Annotated in this window: 12 protein-coding genes; 7 read left to right on the top strand and 5 right to left on the bottom strand. The window is 65.0% G+C overall.

Annotation, left to right across the window (positions count from 1 at the left end; genetic code table 11):
• Positions 1 to 106 precede the first annotated feature (106 nt).
• Entirely contained in the window at positions 107 to 865 is a 759-nt protein-coding gene (locus ACFQ2S_RS14315) for an alpha/beta fold hydrolase (RefSeq protein ID WP_386075441.1), read from the top strand.
• Between the two features lie 29 nt (positions 866 to 894).
• Here the strand turns inward: ACFQ2S_RS14315 and ACFQ2S_RS14310 are convergent, their stop codons facing one another.
• Positions 895 to 4335 carry a pyruvate carboxylase gene (locus ACFQ2S_RS14310; RefSeq protein ID WP_386075440.1) on the bottom strand — a complete coding sequence of 1147 codons (3441 nt, stop codon included), beginning with the start codon at positions 4333 to 4335 and terminating at the stop codon, positions 895 to 897.
• Between the two features lie 226 nt (positions 4336 to 4561).
• Between ACFQ2S_RS14310 and ACFQ2S_RS14305 the strand changes: the two genes are divergently transcribed.
• Both ACFQ2S_RS14305 and ACFQ2S_RS14300 read left to right on the top strand, forming a co-directional pair.
• Positions 4562 to 6922, top strand: a complete 2361-nt coding sequence (locus ACFQ2S_RS14305; protein ID WP_386075438.1) for an ATP-dependent helicase — start codon at positions 4562 to 4564, stop codon at positions 6920 to 6922.
• A 73-nt stretch (positions 6923 to 6995) separates the two neighbouring features.
• The gene (locus tag ACFQ2S_RS14300; protein WP_386075437.1) at positions 6996 to 7409 is read left to right on the top strand and encodes a response regulator; all 414 of its coding nucleotides are present in this window, start codon (positions 6996 to 6998) and stop codon (positions 7407 to 7409) included.
• Between the two features lie 179 nt (positions 7410 to 7588).
• On the opposite strand, the gene ACFQ2S_RS14295 is transcribed toward ACFQ2S_RS14300, so the two are convergent.
• The 4 genes from ACFQ2S_RS14295 to ACFQ2S_RS14280 form a co-directional block, all read right to left on the bottom strand.
• A complete protein-coding gene (locus ACFQ2S_RS14295) occupies positions 7589 to 7807 on the bottom strand; it encodes a DUF1127 domain-containing protein (RefSeq protein WP_386075435.1) in 219 nt (72 codons plus the stop codon).
• 277 nt (positions 7808 to 8084) lie between these two features.
• A complete protein-coding gene (locus ACFQ2S_RS14290; protein WP_386075433.1) occupies positions 8085 to 8297 on the bottom strand; it encodes a DUF1127 domain-containing protein in 213 nt (70 codons plus the stop codon).
• Positions 8298 to 8549: 252 nt separating this feature from the next.
• Positions 8550 to 8765: a DUF1127 domain-containing protein gene (locus ACFQ2S_RS14285; RefSeq protein ID WP_386075432.1), complete on the bottom strand. Its 216-nt coding sequence runs from the start codon at positions 8763 to 8765 to the stop codon at positions 8550 to 8552.
• A gap of 829 nt (positions 8766 to 9594) precedes the next feature.
• Positions 9595 to 9804 carry a DUF1127 domain-containing protein gene (locus tag ACFQ2S_RS14280; RefSeq protein ID WP_386075430.1) on the bottom strand — a complete coding sequence of 70 codons (210 nt, stop codon included), beginning with the start codon at positions 9802 to 9804 and terminating at the stop codon, positions 9595 to 9597.
• Positions 9805 to 10127: 323 nt separating this feature from the next.
• Between ACFQ2S_RS14280 and ACFQ2S_RS14275 the strand changes: the two genes are divergently transcribed.
• The 4 genes from ACFQ2S_RS14275 to ACFQ2S_RS14260 all read left to right on the top strand — a co-directional run bounded on the left by ACFQ2S_RS14275 (position 10128) and on the right by ACFQ2S_RS14260 (position 13692).
• The gene (locus ACFQ2S_RS14275) at positions 10128 to 11210 is read left to right on the top strand and encodes an Mrp/NBP35 family ATP-binding protein (protein WP_386075429.1); all 1083 of its coding nucleotides are present in this window, start codon (positions 10128 to 10130) and stop codon (positions 11208 to 11210) included.
• 776 nt (positions 11211 to 11986) lie between these two features.
• Complete coding sequence (locus ACFQ2S_RS14270; RefSeq protein ID WP_386075428.1) at positions 11987 to 12430, top strand: division/cell wall cluster transcriptional repressor MraZ; 444 nt, start codon at positions 11987 to 11989, stop codon at positions 12428 to 12430.
• Between the two features lie 3 nt (positions 12431 to 12433).
• On the top strand, positions 12434 to 13438 hold the full coding sequence (gene rsmH, locus ACFQ2S_RS14265) for a 16S rRNA (cytosine(1402)-N(4))-methyltransferase RsmH (RefSeq protein ID WP_386075427.1): 1005 nt from the start codon (positions 12434 to 12436) through the stop codon (positions 13436 to 13438).
• Positions 13435 to 13692 (top strand): hypothetical protein, encoded by a 258-nt coding sequence (locus tag ACFQ2S_RS14260; RefSeq protein ID WP_386075425.1) that lies wholly within the window; start codon positions 13435 to 13437, stop codon positions 13690 to 13692. Before rsmH ends, ACFQ2S_RS14260 begins: the two co-directional genes overlap by 4 nt.
• The last annotated feature ends 4 nt before the right edge of the window (positions 13693 to 13696 follow it).

Here is a 13696-nt window from a genome sequence, read left to right as displayed (position 1 = left end):
CGAAGGTGGAATGCCACCAGTTGTCTCGCCCTTGCGCCGCGTCGCAGATATAAATGCGGCGGGCTCTTGCGGCCAACGAAGGCGCGGGGCAGGCGAAAGGGAAAGCATGACGGTTCGGGAACACGGGGTGCCGGCCTGGAAGGCGGCGGTTCTCCACGGCGGCCCAGGCGGCGCCGGAGAAGCCGGGCCGCTGGCGCGCGCGATGGCGGCCTGCGGCATTGCCACGCTGGAGCCGCTGCAGAGCGCACATTCGGTCGATGGACAGGTCGAGGAATTGCGAATGCAGCTTGCGGCGCGCTGCGACGGTCCTGTCGATATCGTGGGATGGTCCTGGGGCGCCTGGCTGGGTTGCTGGCTGGCCGCTCGACATCCCGCGATGGTCCGGCGATTGATTCTGGTGGGCTGCGCGCCCTTCGAGGAGGTCGATCTGGAGGGGATCATGGCGCTGCGCCTGTCGCGCCTCTCCTTGGATGAGGCCAGGGAGCTGCAATCCGGCCCGTCGGGAGGAGACATCTCCCGCATGCTGGCGTTGCTGAAAAAGGCCGACAGCTTCGATCCCGATGATGCGCCACCGCCTCCGGTCGCGTTCGATCCCGCGCTGCACGCGGCGGTCTGGGGCGAAGCGAAGGCGCTTCGGCGCAACGGAGATCTCCTGCGCGAAGTCGAAAGGATCCGCTGTCCTGTCATCGCAATTCACGGCGATCACGACCCGCATCCGGCCGAAGGGGTGCGGCGGCCGCTGGCCGAGCGGCTCGCCGATGTCCGCTTCCACCGGCTGGAAAACTGCGGCCACGCGCCCTGGGTCGAACGGCAGGCTCGCGCGCTCTTCCTGTCGTTGCTGGAGGAGATTGTCTCGGAGCGGTGACGCGGCGGGGGGCCGCCGCGTCCGGGCGCCTATTCCAGCTCGATCAGCAGGTCCTTGGCGTCGATCTGCTCGCCGGGGTGGACGTGCACGGCCTTCACCGTCGCGTCGCGCTCGGCGTGCAGGCCGGTCTCCATCTTCATCGCCTCTATGGTGATCATCAGGTCGCCCACCGAGACCTTCTGGCCCACGTGGACGCCGACCGAGGCGATGGAGCCCGGCATTGGCGCGCCGATGTGATCGGGGTTCCCGACCTCCGCCTTGCGTCGCGCCGCAACCGCGCTCTTCACCTTGCGGTCGGGAATGCGGATCGTGCGCGGCTCGCCGTTGAGCTCGAAGAACACCTTCACGATGCCTTCCTCGTTGGTCTCCGACACTGCCTGCAGGCGGATTTCCAGCGCCTTGCCCGGCTCGATCTCCGGCGTGATCTGCTGGCTCGGCTCCATGCCGTAGAAATAGGTATGGGTCGGCAGCACCCGCACCGGGCCGTATTCCCCGTGCCGCGCCACGTAATCGGCGAAGACCTTGGGATACATGAGGTATCCGTTGAGGTCCTCGTCATCCATCTCCATGTCGAAACGCTTCGCGGCCTCCGCGCGTGCCACTTCAAGGTCGACCGGCGGCACGCCCTCGCCGGGGCGGGCGGTCATCGGCTTCTCGCCCTTGAGGATCTTGGCCTGCAGCGCGGTGGGCCAGCCGCCCGGCGGCTGCCCGAGGTTGCCGCGCATCATGTCGACGACGGAATCCGGGAAGGAGACCTCGCGCTCGGGATCCTCGACATCGGCGCGGGTCAGGCCCTGGCTGACCATCATCAACGCCATATCGCCCACGACCTTGGAAGAGGGTGTCACCTTCACGATGTCGCCGAACATCTTGTTCACCTCGGCATACATGTGCGCGACCTCGTGCCAGCGCTCTTCGAGCCCCATCGACCGGGCCTGCGCCTTGAGGTTGGTGAACTGACCGCCCGGCATCTCGTGCAGGTAGACCTCGGAGGCCGGCGCCTGCATGCCGCTCTCGAAGGCGACATACTGCGCGCGCACGGCCTCGAAGTAGTTGGAGATCTGGCGCACCTCCTCGATGTCGATGCCAGTGTCGCGCTCGGTATGGGCCAGCGCCTCGACGATGGTGCCAAGTGTTGCCTGGCTGGTGTTGCCGGACAATGCGTCCATGGCGCAGTCCACGGCGTCCACCCCGGCGTCGGAGGCCGCGAGGATGGTGGCGCAGGCGATGCCGGCGGTGTCGTGGGTGTGGAAGTGGATCGGCATGCCGACCTCCTCCTTCAGCGCCTTGATCAGGATGCTGGCGGCGGCGGGCTTCAGCAGGCCGGCCATGTCCTTGAGCCCGAGCACATGTGCCCCGGCGGCCTTCAGCTCCTTGGCCATGGCGACGTAGTACTTCAGGTCGTATTTCGCGCGGTCCGGGTCGAGGATGTCGCCGGTGTAGCAGACCGTGCCCTCGCAGACCTTCTCGGCCTCGATCACAGCGTCCATCGCCACGCGCATGTTCTCGACCCAGTTGAGCGAGTCGAACACGCGGAAGACGTCGACGCCGGTCTCGGCGGCCTGCTTGACGAAAGCGCGCACGACGTTGTCGGGGTAGGTGGTGTAGCCCACACCGTTGGCGCCGCGCAGCAGCATCTGCGTCATCAGGTTGGGCATCGCGGCGCGCAGGTCGCGCAGGCGCTGCCAGGGGCATTCCTGCAGGAATCGATAGGCCACGTCGAAGGTCGCGCCGCCCCAGCATTCGACGGAGAAGAGCTGCGGCATGTTCGCGGCATAGGCCGGGGCCACGCGGATCATGTCGATCGAGCGCATCCGGGTGGCGAGCAGGCTCTGGTGCCCGTCGCGCATAGTGGTGTCGGTGATCAGCAGCTGCTTCTGCTCCGCCATCCAGTCCGCCACCGCCTGCGGCCCGAACTCCTCGAGGATGTTGCGGGTGCCCGGGGTGGGGAAGTCTGTCTTGAGCGGCGGCACCTTTGGTTGCCGGATCTCTGCCGGTGGCCTGGGGCGGCCAGCGACGTCGGGGTGCCCGTTCACGGTGATGTCGGCGATGTAGCGCAGCAGCTTGGTGGCCCGGTCCTTGCGGCGCGGGAAGTGAAACAGCTCCGGCGTCTCGTCGATGAACTTGGTGTGGTATTCGTTGTTCAGGAACTTCGGGTGCTGCAGCAGGTTGTCGACGAAGTTGATGTTGGTTGCAACGCCGCGCACCCGGAACTCGCGCAGGGCGCGGCTCATGCGGGCGATCGTGGCCTCTGGCGTCGGTGCCCAGACCGTCAGCTTTTCGAGCAACGAGTCGTAGTAGCGGGTAATCACCGCACCCGAATAGGCGGTTCCGCCGTCAAGCCGCACGCCCATGCCGGTCGCGCCGCGATATCCGGTGATCCGGCCGTAGTCGGGGATGAAGTTGTTGCGCGGATCCTCGGTGGTGATCCGGCATTGCATCGCATGGCCGGAAAGCTCCACGTCATACTGGCTGGCCACACCGGTGGCCTCGACCAGGCTCTTGCCTTCGGTGATCAGGATCTGGGCGCGCACGATATCGATGCCGGTGACCTCCTCGGTCACCGTGTGCTCCACCTGAACGCGCGGGTTCACCTCGATGAAGTAAAATTCGCCCGAGTCCATATCCATCAGGAACTCGACCGTGCCGGCGCACTGGTATTTCACGTGCTCGCAGATCTTCTTGCCGAGATTGCAGAGCTTCTCCCGCTGCGCGCTGGAAAGGTAGGGTGCGGGGGCGCGTTCCACGACCTTCTGGTTGCGGCGCTGCACCGAGCAGTCGCGTTCCCAGAGGTGATAGATCTTGCCGTGATGGTCGCCGAGGATCTGAACCTCGACGTGACGGGCGCGGGTGATCATCTTCTCGAGGAAGCCCTCGCCGTTGCCGAAGGCCGCCTCGGCCTCGCGCCGGCCCTCGAGCACCTTCTCGACCAGTTCTTCTTCCTTGTAGATCGGGCGCATACCCCGCCCGCCGCCACCCCAGGAGGCCTTGAGCATCAGCGGGTAGCCGATCTCGGCCGCCTGGCGCTTGATCTCGTTCATGTCGTCGCCCAGCACCTCGGTCGCCGGGATCACCGGCACGCCCGCTTCGATGGCGATGTGCCGGGCGCTGGCCTTGTCGCCGAGCTGGCGCATGGTCTCCGACTTCGGACCGATGAAGGCGATGCCGTTGGCCGCGCAGGCGTCGACAAACTGCGGGTTCTCCGACAGCAGCCCATACCCCGGATGGATCGCGTCCGCGCCGCATTTCTTGGCCACGCGGATGATTTCGTCGATCGAAAGATAGGCCGCGACCGGTCCCAGACCCTCGCCGATCCGATAGGCCTCGTCGGCCTTGAACCGGTGCAGCGAGAGCTTGTCCTCCTCGGCGTAGACGGCGACGGTCCGCTTGCGCAGTTCGCTCGCCGCGCGCATCACGCGGATGGCAATCTCTCCGCGGTTGGCGACGAGGATCTTCTTGAAGTCGGGCATCGCGGTCTCCTTTTGCGGTCGCAGCATTTTTGTAAGGTGCATCTGGACGGCATGGCAATACAGGAGAACTGGGTAGCCCGCGAATGGTTTGTCGATGTTTTTGCATAATGCGTCAAAACGTCGGTATTGACGTGTTCAAGCAACTTGGCGATTTCATGCGAGTTTGATGGGAACACATGGAGAACACAGGTTTTCCTTCTTTGGTGCGCAGGCTAGAGTGCGTTCCATGAGCACATTCGACGAAAGCGAGGCCTTCGAGGCCGCCGTTCCGCTGTCCCGCCGCGCGATGGCCGGCCGGCCCGCCCCGTATCTCGACGGCCTCAACCCCGCGCAGCGCGAGGCGGTAGAGGCGTTGGAGGGGCCGGTGCTGATGCTGGCCGGGGCCGGGACTGGCAAGACCAAGGCGCTGACCACCCGAATCGCGCATCTGCTCAACACCGGCGCCGCCCGGCCCAACGAGATCCTCTCCGTCACCTTTACCAACAAGGCGGCGCGGGAGATGAAGGAGCGGGTGGCAGGATTGCTCGGCGAGTCGGTGGAGGGCATGCCCTGGCTCGGCACCTTCCACGCGATCTGCGTCAAGCTGCTGCGCCGCCATGCCGAGCTGGTGGACCTCAAGTCGAACTTCACCATCCTCGACACGGACGACCAGATCCGCCTGCTCAAGCAGCTCATCATTGCCGCGAATATCGACGAGAAGCGCTGGCCGCCCCGGCTGCTGGCCAATGTCATCGACAACTGGAAGAACCGCGCCTGGCTGCCCGAGAACGTGCCTGCCGCCGAGGCGGGCGCCTTCGACCACAAGGGCGTCGCACTCTACGCGGAATACCAGCAACGCCTGCGCACCCTGAACGCGGTCGATTTCGGCGACTTGCTGCTGCATGTGGTGACCATCTTCCAGCGCAACGACGACGTGCTGCAGCAATACCGGCGCTGGTTCCGCTTCATCCTCGTCGACGAGTACCAGGACACCAACGTTGCGCAGTATCTCTGGCTGCGGCTGCTCGCCGGCGGGCACCAGAACATCTGCTGCGTGGGCGACGACGACCAGTCGATCTATGGCTGGCGCGGCGCGGAAGTGGGTAATATCCTGCGGTTCGAAAAGGATTTTCCCGGAGCCAAGGTGATCCGGCTGGAGCAGAACTACCGCTCCACGGCGCACATCCTGGCCGCGGCCTCCGGCGTGATCGCCTCCAACAAGGGGCGGCTGGGCAAGACGCTCTGGACCGAGGCCGAGGGCGGCGAGAAGGTCCGGCTGATCGGCCACTGGGACGGCGAGGAGGAAGCACGCTGGATCGGCGAGGAACTCGAGGCCATGGGGCACGGCACACGCGGCCTGCCGCCGATGAGCCTCAACGACTGCGCCATCCTCGTGCGCGCCTCGCACCAGATGCGCGCCTTCGAGGACCGCTTCCTGACCATCGGCCTGCCGTATCGCGTGGTCGGCGGCCCACGCTTCTATGAGCGTCTCGAGATCCGCGATGCGATGGCCTATTTCCGCCTCGCCGTCTCGCCCGACGACGATCTGGCATTCGAGCGGATCGTCAACACGCCCAAGCGGGGGCTGGGCGACAAGGCGCAGCAGAAGATCCAGGTGGCAGCGCGCGCCAATGGCTTGAACCTCGTCGAAGGCGCGCGGGTGCTGCTGGCGGCCAAGGGGCTGACCGGCAAGGGCGCGACCGCGCTGGCGCAGCTCGTGGCCGGCATCGACCGCTGGCACGTCGCCGCGCGCAACCCGGAGCAGAGCCACATCGAGTTGGCCGAGCAGATCCTCGAGGAATCGGGCTATACCGAGCACTGGCAGAACGACAAGACGCCGGAGGCGCCGGGGCGGCTGGAGAACCTCAAGGAACTGGTCAAGGCGCTGGAAAATTTCGACAATCTTCAGGGCTTCCTGGAGCACGTCGCGCTGATCATGGACAACGAGACCGAGGACGCCGAGGCCAAGGTCACGCTGATGACGCTGCACGCCGCCAAGGGGCTGGAGTTCCCGGCGGTGTTCCTGCCGGGCTGGGAGGACGGGCTGTTTCCCTCACAGCGGGCGATGGACGAGACGGGCCTCAAGGGGCTGGAGGAGGAGCGGCGGCTCGCCTATGTGGGTATCACGCGGGCCGAGGCGCTCTGCACCATCTCCTTCGCGGCCAATCGCCGGATCTATGGCCAGTGGCAATCGGCGCTGCCGTCGCGCTTCATCGACGAATTGCCGGAAGAGCATGTCGACGTGCTCACGCCGCCGGGCCTTTATGGTGGCGGCTATGGCGCCGCTGCGCAGCCGGCCCGTTCCGACCTTCACGACAAGGCCTCGCGCGCCGACGTCTACAATTCGCCGGGCTGGAAGCGGATGCAGGCCCGCGGCGAAACCCGCGCGATCAGCCAGCCGCGCGAAAGCCGCAACGTGGTGATCGACCTGGAGGCTGTCTCGTCCTTCGGGCAGGGGGATCGGGTGTTCCACAAGAAATTCGGCTACGGTGCCGTTGTGGGGGTAGAGGGTGACAAGCTCGAGATCGCCTTCGACAAGGCCGGAGTGAAAAAGATCGTGGCCCACTTCGTGGTTCCGGCCGCTTCCGCTGACGATGTGCCCTTTTGACCCGCGGCAATCTGTGTATAACTTGTAAGTCCTGACTGGCTCCCCTTCGCCAGTCGAGCCTCGGAGCACGTGCATGAGAGTACTGGTTGTCCAGGACGACCCGAACGTACAGTCTCTTTGGTCAGGAATCCTGGAGGAGTCCGGACACGAGGTCGTTTTGGTCGAGACCGAATCCGCCGCTCTGAAGACTCTTCAGACAAGCGCCTACGACCTCGTCCTGCTGGACCTGTGCCTGAACGGCCGCGATGCGCTGGCCGTGACGACCTTCGCGACCTATCGCAACCCGTCCTGCAAGGTGGTCGTGGTCTCAGGCTCGGCCGTCTTCTCGCAGAAGAGGCTTTTCGCCATGTCGCCGGCCGTTGCCGCAGCTTTGCGCAAGCCGGTGGACATCGAGGATCTGATTGCCGTGTGCGACCGGGTACACCGGAACGAACGGGGCCCCGCGCGTCCGGTCATGGAGTCCAGCGGCATCGAATTCCGGCCCTGATAGCGCTCCAGGCGCCCGTTTTTTTCCAGGCACTCTACTGAGCCTGCCTCCCGACAAAGCAGGCAGGCGCGTATCGCGTTTCCAAAAAAAGGAACGGCCGCGCCAGGGAGGATGGCGCGGCCGGTAAACCGGGGCAGCAGGGAGGAGGATGCTGCCCCAGAAAGAGAATTCTGTGCGTATCAGGCCATTTTGGCAGCCTGGCGAGCCAGGTCGCGCAGGCTGGCGCTGCTGATGCCGAGGTCGTTCAGTTCACGGTCGCTCATCGACTCGAGCTCGCCGAGCGTGCGGCGATAGACTTCGCGGCGGCGGGCGGCTTCGCGGTAGTCGGCGATCCGGGCGTTGATCCAGTGGGACAGGCCGTTGGGGCGAACTTGAGTGGCGGTGTTGGCGTAGGCCATCGTATGAAATCCTTTTCCGTAACCGGGGACCCATTTCCCCGGCGCGATCGGTGAGGCGCTGCGGGAGGGATGTTAGCGCTCTCTTCGACACTCAATCTAACGATTGGACCGGTGTTCAGTAGCCCCAGTCTCCGAAGGCCCGCTATGCATTTTCTGCACATAGCCATGATGTTAGCGCCAAAGGAAACGGCGGCGCCTTGGGAGGAAGGCGCCGCCGTCTTGTTCGAAGAGCCCGAGGGAGGAGGAACGGGTCTCCGAAATACCGTTGTCCGAGTTATTACTTGGCGTAGGCCGTCTCGCGCGCCACGCCGCGGATCATCGAGCGGCTCAGGCCGAGGTCGGCCAGGTTGCGGTCGCTCAGCGAGCTCAGTTCGCGCACCGTTTGGCGGTACAGGCGATACTGCGCGAGGCGGGTCCGGGCGGCGCCGAGCACGCCGGTGAGAGCAGAGTTGCCGTTGATGGCGGCGGTGGAGCGAATTGCGTTTTCCATTGTCCTGTTTCCTTTTTCGAGCCGGCCCGGAGCCGGAGATACTGCTGTCTGCTTCCGGGTCTGGGGCTGCCCGTTAGCGCTATCTTCTATTCAAAAGTAATGCCTTGGCCCGATGTTGCAACGTCCCGTTTGGTCAATGCTGCTATGCAGCAATTGGAGGGCTGAGTTGGAGTTTTGCTGCGAAACGCACAGGTTGGCACATGAAAAAGGCGGCGTTGAAATCAGGCGCCGCCGCTATGGATGCCGGCGAGGTCAGGCGGCCCGGGATGCGGTGCGGGCGATCGCGGAGATGTCCGCGCGGTTGAAACCAAGGTCTGCAAGCTCGCGGTCGGTCAGTTCCTTCAACTCGCCCGTGGTGCGGAGGTAACTTGCCTGACGGCGATAGAGCGCCTTCAGGCCGTCGAGAGCGGCGGAAAGAAAGCTCCGGCTGGCGCCGGCGGCGATGGGAGAGTTTGCAGCATAGTCCATTCGGTCGATCCTTGGTCGGATCCCGGACCCCTGTCCGGGACTTCCAAGAGGGCGCCGGGGAGGGAAGTGTTAGCGCTCTCTTGTGACCCAGAGATAGCCATCGCCGCAGTATGGACAATTCCTCAAACGGGTATGCCCGCCATGCGCTTTCTGCAGGAGGTAAGCGTCGTTCCGGAGTCAGGAAACAAAAAAGGCGGCGACACCAGGGAGGAGGGAGGTTTCGCCGCCGAAATACAGACAACCCAGGGAGGAGGACGGGTTCTCTGATCTCATGTCTGCCGGCCTTGGCCGGCGGTGTAAGGGGTGGCGACGACACCAGGGAGGAGGGAGGTGTCGCCGCCGAAATACAGACAACCCAGGGAGGAGGACGGGTTCTCTGATCTCATGTCAGCCGGGCTTGGCCGGCGTTTAAGGGGTGGCGGCGACACCAGGCAGGAGGAGGGTGTCGCCGCCGAAATACAGACAACCCAGGGAGGAGGACGGGTTCTCTGATCTCATGTCTGCCGGCCTTGGCCGGCGGTGTAAGGGGTGGCGACGACACCAGGGAGGAGGGAGGTGTCGCCGCCGAAATACAGACAACCCAGGGAGGAGGACGGGTTCTCTGATCTCATGTCTGCCGACCTTGGCCGGCGTTGTAGGGGTGCGGCGCACCAGGGAGGAGGAGGGTGCTGCCGCCGAAACCGAACCCAGGGAGGAGGAGAGGGCTGGCTTCGTATGTCTGCCCTTTCGGGCGTTATTCTGTGGCGGTGACACCAGGGAGGAGGAGAGGTGTCACCGCCGATCAGATAACCCAGGGAGGAGGACGGGTTTCTGAACTCTGTATCTCTTGTCAGGCCGCCTGCGCGGCCTCCTTCGCGACCGACCGGATCATCGCACGGCTCAGGCCGAGGTCCCGCAAATCCCTGTCGGACAGAGCCGAGAGACTGCGAACCGTCTGGTGGTAGACGTGAGCCTGCGCGATGCGGGCGCGGACGCTGTCGATCAGCGAAAGAGCGCGGTTTTGGCTCAGGCCGAAGTCTGCGTTGTGCGTCGTCGTCATGGCGCGTTTCCTACTCGAGTCGTCGGGCGAGGCCCGATCCGTGTGCCGCCGGGGTGAAACCCGATCTTGCTGTTTCGTTTCCTGTGAGCGCTGCTTCCGTCCGTCGAAGCTTGTGTTAGCGCCCTCGTTGAAACCAAAGATAGCTACCAATCGTGGTTGCGCAATCAGTCGAAACCTCAATGCTGCTATGCAGCAATTGCATGTGTCCTGCTGACCTATTTTCGGGCGATTTGCACATTACGTGAGCGTAAATGTAAGGCGGGTTGCGTCCGGCGCGTGGGGGTATACCTAGATTCCGGAAATTTCGGCTGATGGAGTGGGCGATGGCGGTTTCGCGTGAAGATGTTGTCAAGGCACTGGGGGCCGTTTCCTTGCCCGATGGTGGCAATCTGGTCTCAAACGATCTGGTGAGGGCGCTGACGCTCGATTCGAGCGGGCGGGTTTCCTTCGTGCTGGAGGCGCCGACTCCCGAGGCGGCGCGGGCCATGGAGCCAGTGCGCCAGGCCGCCGAGGCCGCGGTGGCGCGTCTCGACGGCGTGCAGGGCGTTTCCGTTGTCCTGACCGCGCACGGCCCCGCCGGGGCACCGGCCTCCGCGCCGCCCAGCCTCAAGATGGGACGCCATCCCACCCCGCAATCCTCCGGTCCGGCCAGCATTTCCGGTATCGGCCGCATCCTCGCGGTCGGCTCGGGCAAGGGCGGGGTCGGCAAGTCCACGGTTTCGGCGAACCTCGCGGTCGCGCTGGCGCGGCAGGGGCGCAAGGTGGGGCTGCTCGACGCCGACATCTATGGTCCATCGCAGCCGCGCATGATGGGCACCACCGCCAGGCCGGGCTCACCGGACGGCAAGAAGATCGAGCCGCTACGCGCGCACGGGGTGACGCTCATGTCCATGGGCTCGCTTCTCAAGGAGGCCGAGGCGGTGATCTGGCGGGGGCCGATGCTGATGGGCGCGCTGCAGCAGATGCTTGGTGACGTGAACTGGGGCACGCTCGACGTCCTGATTATCGACCTGCCGCCGGGCACGGGCGATGTGCAGCTCACCCTGGGCCAGCGCTACAAGCTGACCGGCGCCATCGTGGTCTCCACGCCGCAGGACGTGGCGCTGATCGACGCCCGCCGTGCGATCAACATGTTCGGCAAGCTCAACGTCCCGGTGCTCGGGCTCATCGAGAACATGTCTACTTATATATGTCCCAGCTGCGGCCACGAAGCGCATCTGTTCGGTCATGGTGGGGTGATGGCCGAGGCCGAGACCCTCAAGGTTCCCTTCCTCGGGGCGCTGCCGCTGGAACTGGAGACGCGCCTGGCCGGAGATGCCGGGGCGCCTGTGGCTTTGGGCGATGGCACGGCCGGCGCCGCCTATGCCGATCTTGCCCGGCGGCTGATCGGCGGTGGGATGGCCTGACACCCGGCCAGGATTGCGGTGCTGTAACGGGAGGGGCTGACCCCTCCCGTTCTCGTTTCCGGTGACGTCAACCGGGAGGCGCATGGGTCGGGGTGGGAAATCCTCCCCCCGATGGGAATTCATGACACCGAAGCTCCACCTCGTGATCCGGCGCAGAATCACGAATCCGGGACTTGGCGCGATTCGGTCGTGATTCCATAGAGATTCGAGTGGGAATTCATGGGAACGACCCTCCACGAGCCTGGTTTCTGGCTGCGGTGCTGGGTGAGTTGGGGATTGTCGGGGGATTTTTTCGCCGGGCTGAGCTTGGCATATGTAGTGTCCATTTTTTACAAGACCGCTATACCTTCCAATTTTTGGGTTTGCCCAAAGCGGCGCTGTGGCATCAATGGCACGGAGTGGGGGTGGGTGGGGCAAAGTGTTATTGATTTCTAATTGGTGCCACGGCATAAAGATTTCACACGATGAGGACGGGCACAGAAAAGGGGCGACAGACCCCGAAACTTCCCAAAGTCAGGTTTCATACAGGCACCCGCTTTTCATCGAACAAAGAGATCCGACGCGTGAGCGAGCAGACATCCCCCCAGGTGGCACGCGCGATCGGACGCACCCAGTGATGGGACGAGGGCGGCGGATCAGACAGTGGCAGCAGTCTGATCCGCCGTTTTCATTCCGGAGGGCCGGGAACGAGGCAGAGGCAGCAAGGAGCGCAATCCTTGGCGCGAGTGTTCAGAGGTCAGGGCCGCCACAAGGTGGATGGAAAGGGCAGGGTCTCCGTGCCCGCTACCTTCCGCCGTGTGCTTGAAGCCTCCGATCCGGATTGGACCGAGGGATTGCAGCCCAACCTGGTGATTCACTACGGCACCGCCAAACGCTTCAAATATCTCGAATGCTACACGATGGAGGCGATCGCAGAGGTCGACGCCAAGATCGGTGCGCTTCAGCGCGGCTCGAAGCAGCGCCGTGCGATGGAAGCCTATTTCAGCGCACAGACTCATCCGGTCGTCGTCGACGACAACGGCCGCATGCTGATCCCGACCTGGATCCGCGAGATGATCGGGCTGGAAGGGGATGCACTTTTCGTTGCCGCCCATGACACGTTCCACATCTGGAACCCCGAGACCTACGAGGGCGAGATTGCGCCGCAGACCGAAGCGCTGCTCGACGAGTTGCCCGACGATATGGATCCGCTGGTTCTTCTGGAGGAGGGAGGCTTCTAGGCGATGGCTGCTGCTGCCCGTACCCCCCGGAACGACAAGGCTCCCCACATTCCCGTGCTGATCGACCCGCTGATCGAGGCCGTTGCGCCTGTCGGCGGGCTCTGGCTTGACGGCACCTTCGGCGCCGGCGGCTATACGCGCCGGCTTCTGGAGGCCGGGGCGGAGCGTGTGATCGGTGTTGACCGCGATCCGGCGGCACTGGCCATGGCCGCGCCCATGCAGGAGGAATTCGGCAACCGGCTGCACCTCGTCGAGGGGACGTTTTCCGAGCTCGACCTCCATGCCGGCGCGCCGCTCGACGGGGTGGTGCTCGATCTCGGCGTCTCCTCGATGCAGCTCGACCAGGCCGAGCGCGGCTTTTCCTTCCAGAAGGCCGGGCCGCTCGACATGCGGATGAGCGGGCAGGGGCCTTCTGCCGCCGATCTCGTCAACACGCTGCCCGAGGCGGAGCTGGCTGACATTCTTTATCATTACGGCGAGGAGCGCGCCGCGCGCCGGATCGCCCGCGCCATCGTCGCCGTCCGCCCCTTCGACAACACGCTGCAACTGGCCGAAGCGGTCTCCGCCTGCCTGCCGCGTCCGCGTCCGGGGCAGATCCACCCCGCCACCCGCAGCTTCCAGGCCATCCGCATCGCCGTGAATGACGAGTTCGGCGAGCTGATCGCGGGGCTTCAGGCCGCCGAGCGGGCCCTGAAGCCGGGCGGCAAGCTTGCGGTGGTCAGCTTTCATTCGCTGGAGGATCGCGTGGTGAAGCGCTTTCTCCAGGCGCGCTCCGGCAGCTCGGCGCGGGCGAACCGCTATGCCCCGGAGGCCGCGGAAGAGGCGGCGCAGTTCCGGCTGCGGTCGCGCCGCGCCATCGGTCCCTCCGACGAGGAAATCGCCGTCAACCCGCGCTCAAGGTCCGCCAAGCTTCGCGTTGCCGAACGGACCGGCGCTCCGATCACCCCCATCGACCGCACCGCCCTCGGCCTTCCCGGCCCGAAGGACTGGTGGAAGGAGGCCAGATGAAAAAGCCGATCTACCTGACATCCGTGCTCGCCGTGACCGGCGTCGCCGTCTGGGCCTTCCAGGAACCGGAATCGTCCCGAAACGAGGCCGCGCCGGCCATCGGCGCGCTGCGCGAGACGCTGGCTGCACAGCTCCGCTTGTTTTCGCGCCACCCGAACCGCACCGACGGTCTTCCCGAGATCGCCGGCACCAGTACCCCGAACACCCCAACTGCTCGCACTGCCCCCGGGCTGCCCGCCCCGCAGGGCTGGTGAAAGG

Origin of the sequence: Tropicimonas aquimaris, from assembly GCF_042676185.1 — a bacterium.
Lineage (GTDB): Bacteria > Pseudomonadota > Alphaproteobacteria > Rhodobacterales > Rhodobacteraceae > Tropicimonas > Tropicimonas aquimaris.
This window is presented reverse-complemented; position numbering and strand designations above follow the sequence as displayed.